Source organism: Sphingobacterium gobiense (assembly GCF_002980575.1).
Taxonomy (GTDB): Bacteria; Bacteroidota; Bacteroidia; order Sphingobacteriales; family Sphingobacteriaceae; genus Sphingobacterium; species Sphingobacterium gobiense.
This window is the reverse complement of sequence record NZ_PVBS01000002.1, coordinates 207,377-229,529: the sequence shown is the minus strand read 5'-3', so window position 1 is coordinate 229,529 and position 22,153 is coordinate 207,377. Positions and strand designations below refer to the sequence as shown.

The window sequence follows — 22,153 nt, the reverse complement described above, 5'->3', positions numbered from 1 at the left end:
GGTGTATATAAATTTACTTCTTTTTTTTCGTAAAAAAGAAGCAAAAACCTCGTGGCTTCGGATATTTTACATATTGGATAGTGCTAAGGATGAATTTCTACAGTTGTAAAACATCCGGATGCCACATTTAGGTGTTAATGAAGGGATAGTGCATCTCCTATCCTTGTTCTTTACTCTCTAGACTACGGTTTCTTTAATAGCAAGCTGGCCACAAGCAGCATCGATATCTTTCCCCCGGCTCCGACGGACGTTAGTCACAATATCCTGGCTACGCAGATACGCTGCAAACTGGTCGATTTTATCTGCATCGGCATTCACAAAATCAGCTAAGGCAATAGGGTTATATTCAATGATGTTCACTTTGCAAGGTACATGCTTACAAAATCTGGCAAGCTCCTTTGCATCCTGCAATTCATCATTAAAATGATGGAACACAATATATTCGAATGTGACCGGATTCTTGGTCTTTGCGTAGTAGTATTTCAATGCGTCTGCCAATGCTTGCAAGGAATTCTGTTCGTTGATCGGCATGATCTGATTCCGCTTTTCATCATTTGCGGCATGTAGTGACAGGGCTAGATTAAAACGCACTTCATCGTCTCCTAATTTCTTAATCATCTTGGCGATACCCGCTGTGGATACCGTGATACGCTTCGCCGCCATATTCAATCCATCAGGAGCTGTAATACGCTCTACCGATTTCATCATACCGCTGTAATTTAACAAAGGCTCGCCCATTCCCATGTAGACGATATTGGTTAATGGCTGATTATACTTTTCCTCAGCCTGTTTGGCGATCAATACCACTTGATCGTATATCTCGTCGGCTTGTAGGTTCCGTTTACGTTCCATATAACCCGTTGCACAAAATTTACAGGTCAAACTACATCCTACCTGCGAACTTACACAAGCTGTCATTCGATCCGGCGTAGGAATCAGAACGCCTTCAATCACATTTCCATCATACAGGGTAAAACTACTTTTAATGGTCTTGTCCGAACTTACTTGTGATTCTCGGATCTTAACATCACGTATCTCGAAATTATCCTTAAGCGTCTCACGCAATGCCTTACTCAGGTTCGTCATCTGGTCGAAATCCGTACATGATTTAGACCATAGCCATTCATACACTTGCTTTGCCCGAAATCCCTGCTCGCCCATTGCCGTAAGCTTATCTTTTAAATCCAACAAGCTTAAACTTCTGATATCTATTAATTTCCTCTGCTGTACCACCATGCAAAGATAGGGAAATAAATTTTTGCAAAAATAAAATGTATTTTAGCGCATGAAAAAAATCGCCGGTAACTTACTATTCAGGGTTGTCGTTGCTATCGTATTAGGTACGGCATTGGGCCTTGTTGTACCAACATGGATAGGACGCATCTTCGCTACTTTCAATGGCTTGTTTGATGAACTTTTAAAATTTTTAATTCCGCTTATTATCGTCGGCCTTATTGTCCCGGCCATTGCCAAGCTAGGCCAATCGGCAGGAAGGTTACTTTTATACACCGTACTACTCGCATACGGATCGACGTTAGCAGCGGGTTTTTCATCTTACCTGACCAGTATCACTATCTTTCCTCGTTTGTTGGGGGATCAAATAGCAGCACCACCGATGGAAAGCGCGGTAGTGCTTTCTCCATTTTTCCAGATGGAGTTTCCTCCTTTTTTCGACGTCATGCCGGCACTCATATTTGCATTTCTATTTGGCTTAGGTTTAACACAGTTTAGGCAATCCAGCTTGTTAAATATCGCCGAAGATTTTGAAAAAGTAATATCGTTCCTCATCGAGAAGCTCATTATTCCGCTATTACCATTGTTCATATTCGGTATTTTTTTGGACATGACCTACTCGGGAAAAATTGCCATCATTTTCCATGTGTTTTTAAAAGTTATAGGCGTTATCTTTTTGATGCACATCGTATGGCTTTTGCTGCAGTTTATCATCGCTGGTGCCATTTCAGGCAGAAATCCCTTCCGCTTATTGAAGACCATGCTTCCCGTCTACTTTACTGCATTAGGCACGCAATCGTCGGCAGCTACCATCCCGGTAACACTTGGACAGACCAAGAAAACGGGTGTTCAAGAAAGTATTGCCAGCTTTGTGATACCACTTTGTGCGACTATACATCTAGCGGGAAGCACGCTTAAAATCGTTTCCTGTGTTGTCGCACTGATGTTATTGCAAGGTATACCGATTGATTTTTTCCAAATGGCAGGATTCATTTGTATGCTCGGTATTACGATGGTTGCTGCACCCGGCGTACCGGGCGGTGCGATTATGGCAGCCATAGGTCTTATTTCTTCGATGTTGGGATTTAACACTGAAGATCAAGCCTTAATGATTTCGCTCTATATCGCTATGGACGGTTTCGGTACAGCCGGCAATGTGACGGGAGACGGCGCGATCGCGGTTATTCTTGATACCGTTTATAAAAAACCTTCGTGATCTAGCGGACGAGAACCGCCTCCATATTTATTTTTTTAACGCCTTTTTTACCTTCGGCATAATATGCGTACCATACAGCTCAATAGCTTTCATCATATCTTTATGATTTGGACTACCTACATCCGTATGCGCAGAAAAACGAGTCAGGCCAAACGTTTCTATAACATGCAATATCTTTTCTACGGACTGGTTCACGTCCCCTACCACCAAATGTCCATGGATAGAGCGTCCGAAATCGTATTGTGAGCGTTGATAAGGTGGCCAACCTCTCGATGCGCCGATTCTATTCATCTGTGCAGCATAAAGCGGATAATACTGGGTTGCTACTTCCTGACCATTTTCTCCAAAAAATGCATGCATGTGGACGCCTACCTGAAAGTTATCCATAGCATGTCCATTATCTTCCCACGCTTGTCGGTACACTTCAAACAGCGGCTTAAAGTTATCAATTGCACCACCGATAATCGCAAACATAACAGGAAGTCCCAATTTCCCTGCTCGGATTACCGAAGAAGTTGTTCCTCCAACAGCTACCCAGATGGGTAAAGAACCACGAACGGGGCGAGGAAAGATTTCCTGATCTATCAATGGTTTCCGAAACTTACCCGACCAGGTAACAGTCTCTTGCTTATTCAATCGCAGCAACAACGCTAACTTTTCCTCAAAAAGTTCGGCATAGTCCTTCAAGTCATAACCGAATAGTGGGAAAGACTCTATAAAAGATCCCCGACCGGCCATGATCTCCGCTCGGCCGTTCGATAGCAGATCTACCGTTGAAAAATCCTGAAATAACTTAACGGGGTCTGCCGAGCTGATAACAGAAACCGCACTACCTAACTTGATATTATTCGTTACCGTAGCAGCTGCCGCCAATATAATTTCCGGAGAAGCAACGGCATAATCTATACGATGGTGTTCCCCCATTCCAAAGAAATCCACACCGACTTCATCCATCAATTTGATTTCTTCGATAATCTCCTGTGTACGTTGCGCCGCAGATTGCATTTTGCCTGTTGTGGGATCTATATGGACATCCCCGAACATCCCTATTCCTAATTCGATCATAGCTTTTTTCCTTTCTAAAACAAAGATAGGGATGTTTTTCGCGGTGGGTATTGATGTAGATCAAGAAGTATTTCTTTTTTCTTTTCCCTAGATGGAAAAGAAACAAAAGATCACGACTTGTATAGTTCTGCTATTTTTTCTCCTCTATTCCTAAACAGCATGAAACTCGCTCCGCTCAGACAACATGCTGTTTTTAACGGAATAGTCTTCGTAAAAATCAACGCAGAACAATACAATGTCAATTTAACCCGCATAATCGCAAAGCAATATTGCTCGCTTTTTAATACGCATTTGCACTAATCAAAATTAACCTTAAAGGTCGCATACGAATTTTTGAGGCATGTAGAAACTCATTCTAGCACTATCCCTCTTCTCAAAGATTCGAAGCGACGATTTTTTGTTGTACTTTTTTCTAAAAAAGTACCTAATCAACCATGAATATATTCCTTTTTACCGTAACTCTGAATGAGCTTTCCCTCAAAATCCAACCATTCTTGCCACCTTTTATCTACGTCGACATCTGTCGTATATTTACGTGCAAAATGGAGGAACGTAGTATAATGGTTTGCTTCGGAGACCATCAAATCGTGGTAGAATTCTGCTAACTCTTGATCGTCTATATTTTTAGAAAGAACACGAAAACGCTCACAGCTACGTGCTTCGATCATTGCTGCAAACAATAAACGGTCAATAAACGCTTGATTACGGGAACCATCTTTCTTCGAAAATCTCATCAGTTGTCCAACATAATCATCTTTCCTTTCCCTTCCCAGTGCATAGCCACGGGCTTTGATAATATCGATTACCATCTGGAAATGCTGCATTTCTTCAATCGCGATAGCGGTCAATTCATGAACGAGATCTTCGTGTTCTGGATTCTGTGTAATCAACGTAATCGCATTAGATGCCGCCTTTTGTTCACACCAAGCGTGATCTGTGAGAATTTCATCTAAATTGGATGCTGCGATATTTGCCCAACGAGGATCTGTCAATAATTTTAGTCCTAACATATTCTTTTCTATTAAACCCTTGGATTATCCAAAAAATTGCGCGGGGTCAAACCCATGTTCTCTCAATATATCCTCTGGGACACCGTTCCATACACCGGGTCTGTTCCCTACGTAACCAATATCTTTAACGCCCATTTCGGTGGTGTAAAATCCTGAAGCCGTTAAGTTACGAATCAAAGAGAAGAACGCAACCCCTTGCTGCATTTCCGGTTTAGCTTTGTCAGGGTAAGCAATCTCGTCGATGAGTTCGATTTGCTGTTCTTTAGTACATTTTATAAATGCGTTATCGTACCGCTTCTGGCATTGTACGTCCATCCATTTCAGCCCGCCACGCATCGGAATCTTGTTGGAGGGAAGATCCTTTACAATGAATTCGATAAAGTCCGGCACACCTGCTTCTGAGGCACTACCAGAAGTATCATCCTTTGGTATAATAATATTAGCTAATACCGTAATGGTCGCCATTTCATGGTCTGTAAAAAATTTTTCTTCGAGCAGTTTCTGCGTTCGCTCGTGTTCCCAATCTTCAACTCCGGGCAACTTATCAGAAGCCTCGTTAGCGATTCTTGCTTCCTTCGCACTTTCGCCGTTACAGGCTGTGGCTAAAACGCCCGCTCCTGCTGCAAGTAAACCTAATGCCTTAAGAGATTCTCGTCTATTCATATCTTTTCGATTAGCCGTTTAACTTTTTCTTCTCTTCCAATATATATTCTGCTGTACGCATGGACAACGCCAAGATGGTCCAAGTTAGGTTTTTATCCCCTTGCTGCACAAAAGGTCCTGCATCCACTACATACAAGTTCTTGCACTCATGCGCTTGTCCCCATTTATTCAAGACCGACGTCTTGGGATCATTTCCCATACGCGTTGTTCCACCTTCATGGATAATCACACCAGGCGCTTCCAAACCATATTTTGTTTCTGGTCCCTGCTCGGGCGACAAAACAACAGCCCCCATCTCGTGCATGACCGACTTGAATGTCTCTTGCATATGTTTGGCTTGCTCCACTTCCTCGTTGGCCCATTTGTAGTGAAAACGTAATACGGGAATACCATATTTATCCACTCGTGTTGGGTCTATTTCGCAATAGTTATCCTTTCTTGCCAAAGCAGTACCACGTCCAGCCATCCCAATGGATGCACCGTAAAAGCGGCGGTAATCTTGCTTCAGTAACGCACCATATCCTCCACTATCTCGCTTTTCTCCACCGTTACCGGCCACCATACCCACAGCACCGGGTACCCAGTTTAAGAATCCATATCCCGGCATATTTAAGCCGCTACCATATTCGATATGATAGCCTCTGGGGAAACGCAATTTCTTATTGTCTTCCCACCATGGGGAATAAATATGCACACTGCCTACGCCGTCCTCGTTAAAACGTTTTCTATCCAATAACTGGGGTAAAAAACCCCAAGCGCTCGACCCCGTCGAGTCGTGTAGATACCTTCCTACTAAACCAGTACTATTGCCCAGTCCACCTGGGTGGGCGGATGATTTGGAATTCAACATGATACGCGCACTTTCACAAGCACTCGCGCCAAGAATCACCGTTTTTCCTCTCACAGCATACTCTTGTAAACTTTTGGTATCCACATAGGAAACACCCGTCGCCAACCCTTCATCGTTTGTGAGTACTTCGCGCACCATAGCGTTATCTATCACTTTCAGATTTCCGGTCTTCATCGCCGGCATGACCAAACAAGAAGACGAAGAGAAATCACCATATACCTTGCAGGCTCTTCCACACTGTCCACAATAGAAACACGTTCCACGTCCTTTGATCTCCGGAGAAGACTCGGTCAAAACCGCGCCTCGTCCCGGAATAACCGGAACACCTGCTTTTTTTGCTCCCCGAGCAATATAAAGTTCACCCAAACGGGGTTTTGGTGGCTTCATAAAAATGCCATCCGGCTCATTTCGTATACCTTCAACCGTTCCGTAGATACCAATCATACGGTCTACGCGATCATAAAAAGGCTTGACCTCTTCGTAGGTAATTGGCCATTCTTCGGTAACACCGTCTGTCGGTTTAAAATCATCCGGCCCCATACGTAAAGAAATTCGACCCCAATGATTGGTCCGACCTCCGAGCATACGCGCGCGGAACCATTCAAATTCCGTTCCGCTGACTGTACTATAAGGTTCCCCTTCTAATTGCCAGCCTCCATAGGCGGCATCAAAATCTCCAAACGGACGGGTTGTTCCCGCTCCCCTACGAGGCGACTCCCAAGGCCATCGCAATTGCAATGCATCTTTCGCCGGATCATAGAATGGTCCTGCCTCCAACATCAACACTTTCAATCCTGCATGGGCCAAAATATAGCCTGCCATACCTCCTCCAGCTCCCGACCCAACCACAATAGCGTCGTAAACCTCCGGACTTTCTTTTATTTGATATTCGCCCATATTTTATGAATTTGTAAAAAGCGGTAAAAAAATTTCTCTTCTCTGATACTGTTTAGCCACCACCAAAGTAAAAAAAAAATCTAATTTGAGAAGAATGTTATCCTATTTATTACCGAAGTTGTCTATCGCCTCTCAGGAATGCCCTCAGCGCGTTTTATTTTTCTCCTCGATCCAAAGCGACATATATTTACTGGCATTATGGTATTGACGCTGTAAGATTTGTCCGATAAAATTTTGTCGACGATGCGTATGCAATCGCTCTTTCAATTCAGCTATATACGTAAGAAATGGTATTTCAAACTGTGCTTTACTACTTGTTGTATTCAGTAACGTTATTCCTTTTCTCTGTGCTTCCCACCAGATCTTCGGGTCGCTATATAAAATAGCCGATTTCGCTGCAAAGTTGTCCGGATCATCTTCAATATATCCATTCCAGTGCCCGTCGACTGTCATTGATTCCGAACCTATGGCAGTCGTAACGGAAGGAGTACCCGCTTGCATAGCATCGATAAATTTACCTTTTACACCCGCTCCAAACTGAATCGGGGCAATCAATACCCGGTAGGCTTCGAGGGTTTCGCGCGCATCTTGGGCTCTTCCTTTTATCAGAAAATTATCTTTAGGCTGATGTAGCTGATAGACCTTTTCGCTTGCATAAGCACCGTAAATATGCAATTCCGCCTGCGGTAAGCGTTTCTTTATTTTTGGCCATATTTCTGTTTTCAGCACCCGGACTGTATGCCAATTAGGCTCGTGTAGGAAGTTTCCGATGAACACGAAGTTCGTCCGTTGGCCGAAAGGACGCCATTTATCTGTTGCCGATTCTTCTATTTTTGGTTCTAAGAAGGGGAGATAGCATAAAATTTCAGCGGGCAAACGGAATGTCTGCAAAAGAAGTTTCATTTCGCTCTCCGAAATAATTAAAGAAAGGTCGCAGCGTAGTATAGCGGCTATCTCTCGCGTGGTAATATCATTATAATAATCCAGCGCTGTATTTCGTTTTACGGCTTCCTGTCGTGCCCGACGAAGAAAATGTAAATCTTCTGTATCCAATATAGTTAGTACAGATGGACAATACTGCCTTACCCTCCATCCATATTGTTCCTCGCTGACAAAACGGTCAAAAACAACAATATCGGGTTTTAATGCTGTAATAAAGGTATCAAAACTGCTGTCATTGAGCTGAATATCTTCTTCCCGAACACCCTCTCGAGAAAGCGGGTAGCTATAGGGAGATCTGATAGCAGCCGAAGCGAAAACCACTTCGTATCCCCCGCTTTGGAACATCCGAACTAATTGCAGGATACGTGTCCCTGCCGCAGATGATTGAGGTTCAGGCCAAACAAGTCCGATGAAAAGGGTTGTTTTCATCGGACTAAAATAAGCAATTTACATTTTGGAAGGCTATCTCCGTCTAAATTCAATTTTTGTAGTGATGTTGCCCGCTGTATTTACCAACGTAAATTTAGCTACGGTTTGGACGATATTTTCCTGAATATCATACTCCACATCATCAAAAATCATCTTTTTACTAGTTGGCATACTATAGGAATAGGAGCTTGTTCCTCCTTCTGCCCCATACACATAAGCGTATCCGTTGGATTTAAACTCCATATTTTCACCTTCTCCCACCAACATTACCCGTACATCGGCCTGATCAGCAACCGACGTTGTTTTCACCACATCAAACCACTTGTTCGAACGAATAATATTCAACGCTGTGTCTCTGCCAATATTATCCACGGTCTCTTTACTACAAGACGAGAGCCCCATCAGAATTGTTCCTGTAAGCAGGAACATCCAGGTTCTAAATGTTATTCCTTTCATCATTCTTCATTTTAAAATTACAAAAGGAGATATCCAAGTATAATGCCAAAATCAGCCGTCTAAATTGAAACGATAAATTAATCGAGGCATTGCCATCTCGGCCTGGGCACAATATGTCTTAGATAATTTCGCGACTGTAAACGAAACAGTAGCAGCATTAAAAGATGAACGACGCCATCAATCAAGTATGACGTAATTCACTTTGTCCAGCCCGGTGTTCCCTGTATGTTCTTCGTAACCATATACAATAACTTCATAATTACCCGTGTCAGTAACGGGTATCCGGCCTTCGAAGAGATTACGCGACGCAAACTTTAAGGTCACATCGTCCATACGTTTACCATTATGCTTTACCATCGCTTTAATTTCCATTTTGTCGGCATCCCATAGCCCACCAGATTCGACGGAACAGCCACACATCATAACCACATTGACCTGTATAGGCAATGATTGACTGGCAAGGCTATTTAACGAGATATACGCATGCGTCCGGGGCTCCAGCACATCGATGATCAATCCGGGTATTTCAAGCACAATGCCATCGTTTAAGATATGCTTACCGGGGATAACCCATAATTCGGTGGTTGCACGCACTTGCGATGTTTTAAGGTTGATCGGCGACAGCACTTCGATCTCGACGAATGTAGGCTCGTCAATGTCCAATACCGCCTGAAATTTGGCTGTTTCTGGCGTAGCAATCGATTCTCCTCGTTGCAAAAGCTGATCCATGATCAACTTTGTATCACCAGTAGAACCTTCAGTCTTACCTTCTGCCAATATCTGGCCATTGACCTTATTACGAACGATAATATGCGCTCCACCTAAGGACGAGCCGATAAACTTGGCATCCTTAGCTTTTGCACGAATGTTAATACGTGTCTCCTGCGCAGAAATATGGACAGCAATAAAAAACGTAGCGATAAAAAAAACCAAAAATTTTGTCATAGTTGTTCTGTATAAAATCCCATCTTGTCCATAATGCGTCGACTAATTTACAGAAAGATTTCTTTACAGAAAACTAACAGCCCAAATATAACCAGGTATACACAAAAATATTTACGTTAAAAACAGTTAAATGCCATAAAAATTATGGAAGTTATCAAAACTAGTTGAAAATAATATTACTTGTCCCTTACTTTGCTGATTCGTTATTTGTTCTGCTGATGGCAGCATAGATGACAAAATTTTCCACCACAGAAAAAATTAAATAGATGAACACAACCTTCAAATCAATTGCCTTCATTTTATTGCTTGTATGGGCGAGCGCAGGTATCGCTCAAAGCTCCTCCTATACATGGAAAGAAGGTAAAGACGGTGCATACAGCTACATGTATGTCCCGGGCGATCCAACGGCAGCTCGGTTTTACAAATTGGATAATGGGCTAACCGTCATCCTGAGTCCGACGAAAAAGGAGCCACGCATACAGACATATATCGCGACTAAAGCTGGTGGCAAAACCGATCCAAAAGATCACACTGGTTTAGCACATTACTTGGAACATATGCTTTTCAAGGGAACTTCTAAATTTGGTTCGCTAGACTGGGAAAAAGAAAAACCGTTATTGGATGAGATTGAGGCGTTGTACGAACAGTACAATAAAGTAGAAGATGCGCAGGCACGTAAAGCTATTTACCGCGAAATCGATAGTGTATCAGGATTGGCGGCTAAGTTTGCGATTCCGAATGAGTACGACAAGCTTATGAGCAATATGGGCGCTGAAGGAACAAATGCTTTTACCTCGTATGAACAGACCGTATATATCGAAGACATACCTAATACAGTGATCGACAAATACCTGACTGTACAGGCAGAACGCTTTCGCGACCCCGTCCTCCGCCTCTTCCATACGGAGCTGGAAACCGTATATGAGGAGAAAAATATGAGCTTAGATAATGACAATAGAAAAGCCATTGAAGCTATTTTCTCTTCCTTATTTCCGAACAACAATTATGGAAAACAAACCATACTGGGCTCGGTAGAACATTTAAGGAACCCTTCCTTAAAGGCCATCAATGAATATTACAGTACCTATTACGTACCAAATAATATGGGTATAATTATGTCCGGCGATTTCGAGCCGGCAGAGATGATCCGTAAGATAGATCAAGCATTTGCTTACATGCGTCCTAAGGCCATTCCCGTCTATCGCTTCGACGCAGAACAACCTATTAACAAGCCGGTTGTCCGTGAAGTAAAAGGGCCTAACCCAGAATTGTTGTTAATGGGCTTTCGTTTCCCGGGCGCGGCCACAGAAGAGGCGCAGATGCTTAACCTGATGGCGAGTATCCTTACAAATGGTTCGGCAGGGCTCATCGATCTCAACCTCGTAAAATCGCAGAAATTACTTGGTGCCGGTGCATTTCCTTACGTCCTCAAAGATTACTCCATGCTGATATTACAAGGCAACCCTTCTCAGGGCCAATCCTTGGATCAAGTTCGCGAACTATTATTGACAGAATTAGCAAAGCTCAGAGACGGGAATTTTTCGGATGACTTGATTACTTCAATCATCAATAATGAGCGGAAAAGCCAGATTATGCGTACCGCCAGCTATAAGAGCCGAGCAGAAGATCTGATGAATGCATTTACATCCGAAGTAGACTGGGCAGATGAACTGGCTTATATGGACCGCTTAGCAAAACTCACCAAAGACGACGTAGTCACCTTCGCAAAAAAATACTTAAACGAGCAAAATTATGTGGCAGTATTTAAGCGCCAAGGAACCGATGCCACGGTCGACAAAGTAGAAAAACCGACTATCACGCCGATTACGATCAACAGAGATGTACAGTCGGATTTTCTGGGAAAGGTCAATGAAATCTCAGAGGCGTCGATTACGCCACAGTGGGTTAACTATGAGAAAGATATTTCCAAAGGAAAATTAGACGGACAGGAGATACTAACTGTTCAAAATCAAGAAAATGAGCTGTTCAACCTGTCTTATCAATACGATATGGGAGGATGGGATAATAAGCTGTTGCCATTAGCACTTGGCTATTTTCAATTTCTGGGCACAGCAAATCATTCCAGCGAATATTTCAGCACTGAATTTTACAAATTGGCTTCCTCGTTTCGCGTTAGCGCGGGTGATGAGGAAACGGCAGTTTCGATATCAGGGTTGAATGAGAACTTTACGGAAACGGTCCGTTTAATTCAACAGCTGCTCCGTGAATGTGTTGCAGACCAGGACGCCTTTGAAGCATATAAAGGACGCTTGAAACGATCTCGGCTGAACGCTAAAAACGACAAGAAAAATATATTGGCCGGCCTACAAGCTTATGCCAAATACGGGACAAAAAACCCCTTTAACTATACCCTGACAGACGCTGAGCTAGACCAGCTGCATGCGGAGGACTTGGTCAGCATTCTACACGATTTGGCTAAAACGGAACACACAATTTTGTATTACGGCCCTTGGGAGCAGCAACAACTAACAGCTGCCTTGCCGTCATTGAAAAACAATAATGGGGCTTACCTTACGCCGAAACGCGGCAAGCGGTTTATTGAAAAACCAACAACAGCGAACCAAGTTTTGTTGGCACACTATGATATGAAACAGGTCGAAATATTCTGGCTACGTAATACAGAAAGATACGACGTAGAAAAAGCGCCAATCATATCGCTATTTAACAGTTATTTTGGTGGTGGCATGGGTAGTATTGTCTTCCAAACACTTCGCGAAGCGAGAGCGCTAGCTTATACCACTTATGCTTATTATGGCCAGCCTCGCAAAAAGGAAAATCACGGCATGGTGGGTGCTTATATTGCTACACAATCTGACAAACTTAATGAAGCTTTAGCAGGCATGAATGACCTGCTAAACACGCTACCTGAATCCCCAATGGCTCTGGAAACGGCTCGAATAAGTCTTCGAAAATCGATCGCCAGTGATCGCATAGGGAACGAAAACAAACTCCATAATTATTTGACCGCGAAACGTCTTGGCAATACAACAGATATTCGCAAGAATATTTATGAACGCTTACCTTCATTACAATATACGGATCTAAAAGCATTCCACGCCGAGCAACTCGCGGATAAGGCTTATAGTTATTGCGTGATCGGTGATGAAGAAAGCTTAAATATGGAAGATCTGCAGAAAATTGGAGAAGTTAAAAAGATCTCATTAGAGGAGATTTTCGGATATTAGACACTATAGGTGTAAGATGGCTGTCGCTACCTATTCGATAGCTTAATATAAAAGGGGCACCGTTACAGTGCCCCTTTTTATTGGAATCTATTTTTTGACGCTCATCAAATCTATCTCATCGGATAGACGTTCAAAATCTTGCAACAACAAATCCAATTGTTTCGTCGTTTCCGTACTCGGCAGCACACTTCCATTTCTACAAGTCAATCCGATACGCATTCCCCGCTGCTTCAATATATATTTTGCGCTGGCTGGATAAGTATCATGCATAACGGCCATATTGCCTGCGAAAAACTCCTGTACTTTGGCTATCTTATCCTGTTTTTCAACGTTAGCGTAATTATCACACAGCCACACCACAAGCTCCGGAAAATAGTTTCCTTGGATACACGAAAGACCAGCAGATCCGGCTTTTAAAGACGCTACAGCATGTACCATATAAGCATCGTACAATCCGAAGGTGCGCTCCGCCTCCGTCTCTGCTATTTTTTGGCGCACATTTACAATATCCAAACAGGTATCTTTATGATATTTTACACGTCCAGTCGCCACCAGTTCGCCTAGCAACGCAGGAGATATAACACGTTTGTAAGGAATCGGACATTCGTAAAATCCTACAGGAATATCTCCTGTCAGATCCAACAATTGATAGACATTTTTTCTGAACACGTCTTCTGAATCTTCTTCCTTCGCCAACAGACTGGATATCAAAATAATCGCTGAAACGCCCGTTTCATATATTTTCTTTACATTTTCGGCTTGTTCCGCTGTTGTTTCGCCAAAAGAACCGGTCGCTACGATAGGAACACGCCCATTTACACGATGTACTATATGGCTTACGGAATCTACCATTTCTTCTACCGACAACTGATACATCTCACTGGATAGACAGTTGGCAAACAATCCACCGGCTCCACTTTCAAGATAAAAATCAACCAATCGGTCCAATGCGTCATAATCAATCTCCAAATCTTCTTTAAACGGCATCAACATCACCGGTATAAATTTTTTGCTATTATTCATCGTTAAAATATTCATATGTTTTAGTTATTGGGGTATTACGCTTTAGGTCGTAACCGCTGGCTAATATTCCCCACTAAGAGAATCGCCATCGTTCCGACCACAATAATCATATTCGCATGAAGCATATTCCTCAGGAACGCATAATGTTCAGGCAGCAGATAGGAGAATGTCATCCAGAGGATAACGGCTATTCCCACACCGGTAGCTAACATCGCATCGCTATTGCCTACCTTTTTATTGGTAATTCCAAGTAAGAACAGGCCAAGCATACCGCCTGCAAAGATTCCGGACAAGGTCCACCACACATCCAATATACTCTGGACGCCAATCATTGCAATGCCTGCCGACATTCCGATCACACCAAATACCCCTGTACAGATTAATAGCAGGCGCAGGTTGCCCTTATCGGATATATTGGGATTGATGTAGCGTTTATAGATGTCCTCCGTAAAAACGGTGGCAGAAGCATTCATTCCTGAACTGATCGTACTCATAGCGGCGGCTAAAATAGCAGAAACGATCAACCCCAAGATTCCTACAGGAATGTGGTTTACCATATAATGCGGCAACACTTTGTCGCCGTAATCTGCTGGCGTTAGGACATTCATTGTCCCCGCAAGGTTGCCTCCTGCACCCATTCGTTCCAAAGCCGCTTGTTCTTTAACTGTCACTAACAATTCCGGATTGACATCATAATAAGCATACAAACACACACCTATAACGAAAAACAATAAGGATATAGGCAGATAAAGCCACACACACAACCACACCGATTTAGTAGCTTCCTTAGCACTTGGTGCGGCATGATAACGTTGAACGTAGTTTTGGTCCATCCCGAAGTTTGTGAGGTTCATAAAGAAGCCATATAACAAAATAACCCAAAACGTAGATGAGGAAAAATCCGTCAAGGAGAACGACCCCAAGCTAAATTTATTATCTCTCAAGCCGATATCAATTATGGTATCGGTGCCGCCTGGAGTATTATAAATCAGCGTTCCAATGACAATCACCGCACCTACTGTCAGCAGTAGTCCTTGCACCACCTCCGTCCATATGACAGCTTCCAATCCTCCAAGCACGGTGTATACGACGATACATACGCCCGTAACCAACATGATCACGGACATGTCTAACCCTGTTAAGGCCTGTAAAGTGAGTGAAATACCAAAAAATATAGAGCCCATTCTTGCTACCTGTGTCAGTAGAAAGCAGACTACTGCATAACTTCTCGCCCACGCGCCAAATCGGTTCTCTAGATTAGTATAGGCAGACACCGTCTTATGGTTTCTATAAAAGGGCACAAAATACTTCGCTGCAATAAAAGCAGCTAGCGGCATAGAAAGACTAAAAACAAAAGCATTCCAGTTGGCGCCGTAAGCCTTACCGGGAACCCCGAGAAAGGTATTTGAGCTTAAAAATGTCGCATAAAGCGAAATTCCAATCGCCCAACTGGGTATACTGCCTGCAGCTTTAGTATAGGCATCAGTGGACGTATTTTTTCTGGAAAAATATACGCCGACCAATACCATCGCCAGCAGATAAACAGCTATTACAACCAGATCTATGATTGGTAAATTATTCATCATGTATCATATACCAATTAGTTTAAATACCACAAAAATTCACCTTAATTCCCAGCGACTGAAATGTTGCTGCCTTAATTTCTGCCGCTCTCTTCACATCGAAATCGCCGTCGACATAAGCCACCTGTATGTGGTTGGCTTTATGCTTGGCCATCATTTGGTCTCTACTTACGCCATCCAGCACCCCGTGCATAATCGGCCATTGCGGATCGGTGAGCGCCCATCGTCTTTCTGTTTCCTCTTTCGGCAGTTCCACGGCACGTCCTGTACCTATATCACAGCACAATTCATCTTGCTCGATATAGATTCTGCTCCACACAATTTTTCCTGGGCGACTTACCCCACGAAGTGTTCCTCCTCCTTTTTTGAAGAACATCGGCGGCTGGCGCATGCTGCTCGCACCGCTATATCCACCTTCAAAATGAGACGCGGGGACCGCTCCTGATATCAGGAACACCCATACAAATTCCTCTCTTCCATCTACTACAAAGTTCTCCCCATAACGTAAGTCATGTAGCGTATTATCACCGTTTAACCCCAGCTGTCTCCAGAGGTGATACGTGATGTAACCATCAATCCCAGCACATTCATCTACTTCATTAAAATGCGGTAAAGCTTCTTCTGGATATAGTTCCTCTCCTTTTTCATTATAAACGGAAGGCCGTTCTGTATTGTTCAAAAGACCTTCTACCAGGTCGCTCGCGGCCACCAAGTCTTTCAGTCCCTGCTGGTATTGTATACCAATCGTATCACATCCAAATTCATCCGCCAGATGAAGTGCCGCAACGTACATTTTGCACTGCTCCAGCGTCTGCTCTTTGGTTAGTTCGTTCACCGGATCCGTACCCCAGTCGAATTTCATTCCTTTTTTTTGGAGCCAATCCAATACAGCATGTGCCTCTTCATCAGAAACGGTCAACATTTTGGCGTATAATGTGGATTGACTAAGACGTTCCTTAAACATACCCAGCTGATGAATTAACGCGTCCGGCACAATCGCGTTAAACATACCCATACAACCTTCATCAAAGACGCCCATGATTACTTTGTCATTTTGCATCTTCGCTGCGAATCCTTCGGCCAATGTACGATCTTCCCTCGTAAGGACCTGCGGTGCAAATGCTCGTACATGAGAATAATCATGCGTGAGGGTTCCTGTGTTCAACCATTCCTGTAGTTTACTTTTGAAAAAGTCGTCTGTGAAGTCTTCGCTCCAGAGAAAACTATAGTTCACATTGGCTTTGGTCAATGAGCCTGTCAAGTTCAACGCGCCGACTAAGCCGGGATAGGTTCCATCCCAATTGGTCACGACCAAGATAGGCCCTTCGTGCGAAATTAGCCCTGCTAACACGTGATGGCTATATTGCCAAACGCTCTCTGCAACAATAAGGGGTGCTTTTTTATCTATTTCCCTGAAAATTTTAACCCCAATATGCTGGTAGTCGATAAAGCCATGTCCTTTTTCTTTGTCGTACCCATGCGCTCGCTTGATGGTCCAGCCAACATGTTGCAATGCCTGTTGGAGTTTGTCCTCCATCTGTTGCTGCATCGGCCAGCATTTGATATTTGCGGAAGGTCTGAGATCTCCACTACATACTAAATAAGCTTGATTATTATCCATTGTTGTCCTTCGATTAATGTCCCGTATTACAAAGATGGTTTAGAAATTCAATGATTTCGTGATGTAACTTTTCCAAAATATATAACATCTTATCATTCCACGCTACAGACGGCTTATAAATTATCGGAACGAAAGAAGCGCGTCGCACTTGCTTTACCCCTGCTTCGGACGCTCTTTAGACATTCTTCGGACTTTCTTCGGTTCTTGTTCGGTTCTTATTCAGCTACCGAAGGGCTATCGTTCGGGTTTTTATCGATAAATAGCCGATAGTTCCCCGTAGTAATCTCGAAGATATTGCGAATGTAAAGCGAAGTTAAAGTTAGGTTGGAGCGAGGTTAAGGCGAAGTTAATACGGACTTAGGCGGACTTTAATGGACTTGGGTGGACTTTGCTGGGGTTATCTGTTAGGATTTAAAGGGCTGTGCCATGTAGGGGAAGGTGCGTGTTGTTTGGCTTTTCAAACATAATAATTTTTTTTATTTTCGTGGAAAACAGAATCTAAAAAGGCTAACCGCGTTATACATGGACGAACTCATTAACAGGTTTATTTCTAAAAAGCTACGCAAAAAGGGACAAGATTATCAATTAAGCGAAAACAGCAGGGTAACGGCTCAGGATTTCGGACGGCTGAGTACCATCGCCTCCAAAATATACCAATATCTAGTGGCTATTAGTCCACGACTAAAAGCCGGTAGTGCTTTCAACGAGCTGGTCGCACTGCTCCGGGAAATGCGCAACGGGGATCAGACACTCTCGCAAGAGGAAGCCAAAAGCGTTACGAATATTAATGTCTTGGAAGGGTTCTCATTAAATAAACGAGCGTCTTGGGCCACCGTACTTCCATGGCATCCACAATTTTCGTTCGATATGGTCCGACAGGAAATAAAGGTCACACTCCCCGAAAACAAAAGCTGGACGCTGCAAAGCTTCCCCGAGCGCTTAAGCCGAATCGGCATCACGTTTCACCTCATCGTTATCAATCAGACGGATCCGAAGGAGAAAGGGGCAACCGCTCATACGACGATGGTCTTCGAAAATCCCACTAAAGAAGGTAAAAGTTTGACCACCGCCATGCGACCGGATTTATTTACGGACAGCCTGATTATCGTTATAGGCAAGGTTCAGTACTATTTATTCAATACGCAGGCAACGAAAGACGGTCCTTCCGAACACAACCGTTATAACGCCACCGACATCATGGCAACTTTTCATGTCCGTAACGGGACGTTGCTGAAAAACAGGCACGTCGCTCAAAAACCCTTCCCCTTGCCAAGATTCGATCCGAGCGGTGGCAGTGAATGGGAGTAAGCTTCAAGACAGGGATAACAAGAATTTCTCCAAGTCGACGTCCTTACCGAGGCCAAATTTCTGTTTCAGCCTGTATTTGAACATCCGGACACTCTGTGGTTCCACGTGTAATGCCTGCGCGATCTGCTTGGTCGTCATCTGGAGATAGATGTACGCACAATATTTCAAATCGAGCGGGGTAAGTTTATGAGCCGCTTTCTCCATCAGTTGCTGGAAAAAGGTCGGGTGGAGCTCCTGTATCTGCATCTTAACATCATTAAAATCCGCACGGAGCAACATTTCTTCTTTCAGCAGTTTTCGGATATCGGAAGTATCACCGTTCCGTATTTTGCCTTGTATCTGCTTTAACATATCGTTTTTATGGTCGATAATTAGTGAATTTGCCAGTGCTTCTTTTTCCAACTGTTGCCGTTTTAAGTCTAATAGCTCCTGTTCAGCTTTTAATCTAGCTTGCTCCTCTTTCTCAATTTTCAATTCCAGTGCTGCTTGATGTTCAGCATCTTCTTTTTCCTTGGCCAGCTTCGTTTCTCTTTCAAGTGCATATTTTAGTCTAAAATGATAGGAAACAAACATGAACACAAACCCGAATAACAGCGCTACCGCAATCCCGCCGTACATGTAGTTTTGTTTTTTACGGAATAGCTCCCGCTCCCGCAACAATTTCAATTGCTGATCCTTTTTCTCCGTTTCATATTGAACTTCCAGTTTTTGGGCATTGAAGAGTTGCTGTTCATCAAAAGATTTTTTTAGCAAATCCTCCGCTCTTTGCTGATACGTCAATGCTTTTTTTACGTCATTGTTCTTTAATGCGATCTCTTTTAGGTCCTTGTTGACCACATACTCCAGTTTAAAATGATTTTTGCTGGAATTCATCAACTGACTCAATCCCTGCAGAAGATAGTGTTCCGCAAGCATAAAATCTCCCTCCTTTTTCGCAAAACCACTTTTAATGCCATATACATTAATCCATTTTTCTGAACTTGCTTCCGCATGCCGGAGCTTCTTCTCTGCCAGATCGAGATGTAAAAAGGCCTTTTGACGGCGGGTCATCAAATCCTCTCCGGAAAACTCCAGATAGTAGTTTGCTAGATTGATGCAGGTGATAACTGACGTATTGCCACTGACTCTATCAGGCGACCGCTGGTATAATATTAACGCCTTATCCAAATAGTGATAACTACTATCTAATAAATTTTGTTGACCGGATGCTTTATATCGAGCAAGAAACATACTGGACATACCATTATTTACGTTCGCTTGCAGATTGATATTGTTTGCCAATATTGCATACTGTTGGCAAATACGGATATATTTTTCCATCTTTTCTTCATCATCCCATTTACTATAAGCGCTGTACAGGAGATAATGAAGGTGATATTTTGTCAACAAGTCATCATTACGCTCTTCGACATATTTCAACCCCGTCAAAGCATCTTCTACGACAGCATCCGGAAGATTGAGTATATTGCTTAGGTAGGCTTTAGCACGGTAGGCAATGGCTTTAGCATGTGGACTCTTCGATTTTCCCGCATTTTCCATGCTAAGATCTAATAATCTTTTCCCTTTCAGCAGGCTATCCGCGGCAATATACATACCACTTTGATGCGCGTACAAATACGCCAAGTCTGTGGGAGAGCCTGTATTCTTTATCGCTTTTTCTAAAACGTCAAACGCTTCTGGGGATTTATTGCGCAATTGGAGCTCATCCAATGTATTAAGCGTTTGCTGCGTAGCTGGCAGAATATATTGTGCATGTCCTAATGAACAGATCAAGAAAAGAGTAATAAACAAAAGTATTTTGGTCAACATCATAAAAGTTTTTACAGAAGAACAAGATAGCCAAAATAAAATGTTAGCATAAAATAGCGCATCATAATTTTAAGATTACAGAATCTCTTACAAACTATAAATCAACAAAATAAAAAAATTGTAGATACTTTGTATATACACCCGTAACACCGATAGATACTTTGTTATACGTTTAATTATTATACTTCAAATTTTTATGGCGAACTTCGTTGTAGTACGTAAACAAACATTAAAGGCCATGTTTTTTCACATTCAAAAAATAGAACAATCGACACATCATACGGACAACCTACAAAACCCTAAAACCCCAGGAAACCCGATGGTACTAGGTGTTTACCGAAATAAAGCACGGACGATTTTCTATACCATATATACGAAGAAAACCTTTGGTGAATATTGGGACTCCGTGGAGAACAAACGGATTTCAAAACGGTTTTGGACACCGGAGATGAAGGAATATTATCAACAGAAGGCACTAGACACACCCAAGCCTCCTTTCGTGTTTAAAATGACCGTTGTCGGGTGGCTATTTATTCTTCTCTTCATAGGTGTATTCGGCTACTTAATTTATGATTCCGTAAAGCCGCCTCTGGCTAAATCTGAAAAGCACGTTGCGATGGAGCAGGCCCCTGTAATGGGCGACGTCTACTTTGGTCGGTATGAAATATATAAAGAGAAAGGAAATCCGCTGGGCATGGAGGGTCGTTTTGGTTGGTTTAAAGTCCTAAAAGTAGAAGGCGATGTTTATCACATCGCGAAATCAACCGAGATGAACAGCGCCCACAGGCCAAAAGAGGAGATGAACAGCACAAGTTTCGAATCAAAAAGCCTGCCGCCCGTGAAGCTCACGGAGCAGACAGGCTATAATGTACGTTTTAAATCCGATGATGGTTTAACGGAAATATATATCACCGACAAACAAGAAAGTTAACGCTATTTACTAGCCGCGTTCAATATAGCAAGGTCTTCGGCATCCAATTTCAGCTTTGGCGCAGCAAATAAGGTTTGAAGTTGACTCTCACTAGTGGCACTTACGATAGGTGCAGTAACCAGCGGATTTGCCAGTAACCAGGCTAACGCGACAGTGGCCTGCTTTGCATCATGTTTCCGGGCAACGGTATCCAACGATTTCAAGATAGATTTTCCCCTATCATCGAAATATTTCTTAACGCTACCGCCTCTGACGGTTTTATCAAAGTCCTCTTCTGACCTGTACTTTCCGGTTAAAAATCCCGCTGCCAACGACCAATATGGAAAAACACTTAAATTATACTGTTCAACCAAAGCTGCATAATCAGTCTCAAAGGTATGACGTTCTACCAGATTATAATGTGGCTGCAGCGCTACATATTTCGGTAAACCGCTTTTCTCGGCCACTTCGAAACTTTGCGTTAATCGAGCAGGAGAAAGATTAGAAGCCGCGATGTAACGGATTTTGCCTGCCTTAATCAGTTCGTCATAAGCAGATAAGGTTTCCTCTACCGGTGTAACGTTATCATCAAAATGTGTATAATATAAATCGATATAATCTACGCCCAACCGTTGTAAAGACTCATCGGCAGATTTTAAAATATATTTTTTACTGATATCAAATCCATGTTCCTTCGTTTCAGAGCCGACTTTTGTAGCGATAACGACATGATTTTTGTTGCCGCGACTTTTAAGCCATTTACCGATAATTTCTTCGGATTGGCCTCCGGTTCCATTTACCCACCAAGAGTAGGTATCTGCCGTATCAATGAAGTTAAAACCTGCATCGGTAAATTTATCCAATATTTCAAAAGATGCTTTTTCATCTAATGTCCAACCCAAGACATTGCCCCCAAAGTTGATAGGTGCTATTTCTAAATCCGTGTTTTTAATCGTGACTTTGTTCATGTTGCTCTTTATTCTAATT

Annotated in this window: 17 protein-coding genes; 4 read left to right on the top strand and 13 right to left on the bottom strand. The window is 42.9% G+C overall.

The window, feature by feature from the left end; all coding sequences use genetic code 11:
* Nucleotides 1-177 precede the first annotated feature (177 nt).
* Nucleotides 178-1,236, bottom strand: a complete 1,059-nt coding sequence (gene rlmN / locus C5749_RS10170) for a dual-specificity RNA methyltransferase RlmN (RefSeq protein ID WP_105725711.1) — start codon at nt 1,234-1,236, stop codon at nt 178-180.
* A gap of 49 nt (nt 1,237-1,285) precedes the next feature.
* On the opposite strand from rlmN, the gene C5749_RS10165 reads away from it, so the two are divergent.
* On the top strand, nt 1,286-2,449 hold the full coding sequence (locus C5749_RS10165) for a dicarboxylate/amino acid:cation symporter (RefSeq protein ID WP_105725709.1): 1,164 nt from the start codon (nt 1,286-1,288) through the stop codon (nt 2,447-2,449).
* Nucleotides 2,450-2,476: 27 nt separating this feature from the next.
* Here C5749_RS10165 and C5749_RS10160 read toward each other — a convergent pair whose 3' ends face one another.
* The 7 genes from C5749_RS10160 to C5749_RS10130 all read right to left on the bottom strand — a co-directional run bounded on the left by C5749_RS10160 (nt 2,477) and on the right by C5749_RS10130 (nt 9,706).
* The gene (locus tag C5749_RS10160; RefSeq protein ID WP_342748696.1) at nt 2,477-3,514 is read right to left on the bottom strand and encodes an LLM class flavin-dependent oxidoreductase; all 1,038 of its coding nucleotides are present in this window, start codon (nt 3,512-3,514) and stop codon (nt 2,477-2,479) included.
* Nucleotides 3,515-3,942: 428 nt separating this feature from the next.
* Nucleotides 3,943-4,524 carry a MiaE family protein gene (locus C5749_RS10155; protein WP_105725707.1) on the bottom strand — a complete coding sequence of 194 codons (582 nt, stop codon included), beginning with the start codon at nt 4,522-4,524 and terminating at the stop codon, nt 3,943-3,945.
* A 24-nt stretch (nt 4,525-4,548) separates the two neighbouring features.
* Entirely contained in the window at nt 4,549-5,187 is a 639-nt protein-coding gene (locus C5749_RS10150) for a gluconate 2-dehydrogenase subunit 3 family protein (RefSeq protein WP_105725705.1), read from the bottom strand.
* Between the two features lie 10 nt (nt 5,188-5,197).
* Nucleotides 5,198-6,934 (bottom strand): GMC oxidoreductase, encoded by a 1,737-nt coding sequence (locus C5749_RS10145; RefSeq protein ID WP_105725703.1) that lies wholly within the window; start codon nt 6,932-6,934, stop codon nt 5,198-5,200.
* Nucleotides 6,935-7,078: 144 nt separating this feature from the next.
* A complete protein-coding gene (locus tag C5749_RS10140; protein ID WP_105725701.1) occupies nt 7,079-8,305 on the bottom strand; it encodes a glycosyltransferase in 1,227 nt (408 codons plus the stop codon).
* Nucleotides 8,306-8,338: 33 nt separating this feature from the next.
* On the bottom strand, nt 8,339-8,764 hold the full coding sequence (locus tag C5749_RS10135; protein WP_146113733.1) for a hypothetical protein: 426 nt from the start codon (nt 8,762-8,764) through the stop codon (nt 8,339-8,341).
* A gap of 174 nt (nt 8,765-8,938) precedes the next feature.
* On the bottom strand, nt 8,939-9,706 hold the full coding sequence (locus tag C5749_RS10130; RefSeq protein WP_105725697.1) for a hypothetical protein: 768 nt from the start codon (nt 9,704-9,706) through the stop codon (nt 8,939-8,941).
* Nucleotides 9,707-9,972: 266 nt separating this feature from the next.
* Between C5749_RS10130 and C5749_RS10125 the strand changes: the two genes are divergently transcribed.
* Nucleotides 9,973-12,912, top strand: a complete 2,940-nt coding sequence (locus tag C5749_RS10125; protein ID WP_105725695.1) for a M16 family metallopeptidase — start codon at nt 9,973-9,975, stop codon at nt 12,910-12,912.
* An 87-nt stretch (nt 12,913-12,999) separates the two neighbouring features.
* Here the strand turns inward: C5749_RS10125 and C5749_RS10120 are convergent, their stop codons facing one another.
* Genes C5749_RS10120 through C5749_RS10110 form a run of 3 tightly spaced genes read right to left on the bottom strand, consistent with a single transcriptional unit; the run spans nt 13,000 to nt 17,139 of the window.
* A complete protein-coding gene (locus tag C5749_RS10120; protein ID WP_245893702.1) occupies nt 13,000-13,950 on the bottom strand; it encodes a dihydrodipicolinate synthase family protein in 951 nt (316 codons plus the stop codon).
* A 20-nt stretch (nt 13,951-13,970) separates the two neighbouring features.
* Nucleotides 13,971-15,521 carry a sodium:solute symporter family protein gene (locus tag C5749_RS10115; RefSeq protein ID WP_245893700.1) on the bottom strand — a complete coding sequence of 517 codons (1,551 nt, stop codon included), beginning with the start codon at nt 15,519-15,521 and terminating at the stop codon, nt 13,971-13,973.
* A 19-nt stretch (nt 15,522-15,540) separates the two neighbouring features.
* Nucleotides 15,541-17,139 (bottom strand): fucose isomerase, encoded by a 1,599-nt coding sequence (locus C5749_RS10110; RefSeq protein ID WP_105725689.1) that lies wholly within the window; start codon nt 17,137-17,139, stop codon nt 15,541-15,543.
* Between the two features lie 522 nt (nt 17,140-17,661).
* Here C5749_RS10110 and C5749_RS10105 point away from each other — a divergent pair.
* Complete coding sequence (locus tag C5749_RS10105) at nt 17,662-18,447, top strand: hypothetical protein (RefSeq protein WP_146113732.1); 786 nt, start codon at nt 17,662-17,664, stop codon at nt 18,445-18,447.
* A gap of 3 nt (nt 18,448-18,450) precedes the next feature.
* Here C5749_RS10105 and C5749_RS10100 read toward each other — a convergent pair whose 3' ends face one another.
* Complete coding sequence (locus C5749_RS10100; protein WP_105725686.1) at nt 18,451-20,259, bottom strand: helix-turn-helix transcriptional regulator; 1,809 nt, start codon at nt 20,257-20,259, stop codon at nt 18,451-18,453.
* A gap of 235 nt (nt 20,260-20,494) precedes the next feature.
* Between C5749_RS10100 and C5749_RS10095 the strand changes: the two genes are divergently transcribed.
* The gene (locus C5749_RS10095; protein ID WP_181151342.1) at nt 20,495-21,187 is read left to right on the top strand and encodes a hypothetical protein; all 693 of its coding nucleotides are present in this window, start codon (nt 20,495-20,497) and stop codon (nt 21,185-21,187) included.
* Nucleotides 21,188-21,189: 2 nt separating this feature from the next.
* On the opposite strand, the gene C5749_RS10090 is transcribed toward C5749_RS10095, so the two are convergent.
* Nucleotides 21,190-22,134, bottom strand: coding sequence for an aldo/keto reductase (locus C5749_RS10090; protein WP_105725682.1), 945 nt, complete (start codon nt 22,132-22,134; stop codon nt 21,190-21,192).
* Nucleotides 22,135-22,153 lie beyond the last annotated feature (19 nt).

What these genes read in the sequence shown, in the direction of transcription:
- rlmN (WP_105725711.1), bottom strand. Translation starts at nt 1,236, where the DNA reads ATGGTGGTACAGCAGAGGAAATTAATAGATATCAGAAGTTTAAGCTTG.
- C5749_RS10165 (WP_105725709.1), top strand. Translation starts at nt 1,286, where the DNA reads ATGAAAAAAATCGCCGGTAACTTACTATTCAGGGTTGTCGTTGCTATC.
- C5749_RS10160 (WP_342748696.1), bottom strand. Translation starts at nt 3,514, where the DNA reads ATGATCGAATTAGGAATAGGGATGTTCGGGGATGTCCATATAGATCCC.
- C5749_RS10155 (WP_105725707.1), bottom strand. Translation starts at nt 4,524, where the DNA reads ATGTTAGGACTAAAATTATTGACAGATCCTCGTTGGGCAAATATCGCA.
- C5749_RS10150 (WP_105725705.1), bottom strand. Translation starts at nt 5,187, where the DNA reads ATGAATAGACGAGAATCTCTTAAGGCATTAGGTTTACTTGCAGCAGGA.
- C5749_RS10145 (WP_105725703.1), bottom strand. Translation starts at nt 6,934, where the DNA reads ATGGGCGAATATCAAATAAAAGAAAGTCCGGAGGTTTACGACGCTATT.
- C5749_RS10140 (WP_105725701.1), bottom strand. Translation starts at nt 8,305, where the DNA reads ATGAAAACAACCCTTTTCATCGGACTTGTTTGGCCTGAACCTCAATCA.
- C5749_RS10135 (WP_146113733.1), bottom strand. Translation starts at nt 8,764, where the DNA reads ATGATGAAAGGAATAACATTTAGAACCTGGATGTTCCTGCTTACAGGA.
- C5749_RS10130 (WP_105725697.1), bottom strand. Translation starts at nt 9,706, where the DNA reads ATGACAAAATTTTTGGTTTTTTTTATCGCTACGTTTTTTATTGCTGTC.
- C5749_RS10125 (WP_105725695.1), top strand. Translation starts at nt 9,973, where the DNA reads ATGAACACAACCTTCAAATCAATTGCCTTCATTTTATTGCTTGTATGG.
- C5749_RS10120 (WP_245893702.1), bottom strand. Translation starts at nt 13,950, where the DNA reads ATGAATATTTTAACGATGAATAATAGCAAAAAATTTATACCGGTGATG.
- C5749_RS10115 (WP_245893700.1), bottom strand. Translation starts at nt 15,521, where the DNA reads ATGATGAATAATTTACCAATCATAGATCTGGTTGTAATAGCTGTTTAT.
- C5749_RS10110 (WP_105725689.1), bottom strand. Translation starts at nt 17,139, where the DNA reads ATGGATAATAATCAAGCTTATTTAGTATGTAGTGGAGATCTCAGACCT.
- C5749_RS10105 (WP_146113732.1), top strand. Translation starts at nt 17,662, where the DNA reads ATGGACGAACTCATTAACAGGTTTATTTCTAAAAAGCTACGCAAAAAG.
- C5749_RS10100 (WP_105725686.1), bottom strand. Translation starts at nt 20,259, where the DNA reads ATGATGTTGACCAAAATACTTTTGTTTATTACTCTTTTCTTGATCTGT.
- C5749_RS10095 (WP_181151342.1), top strand. Translation starts at nt 20,495, where the DNA reads ATGTTTTTTCACATTCAAAAAATAGAACAATCGACACATCATACGGAC.
- C5749_RS10090 (WP_105725682.1), bottom strand. Translation starts at nt 22,134, where the DNA reads ATGAACAAAGTCACGATTAAAAACACGGATTTAGAAATAGCACCTATC.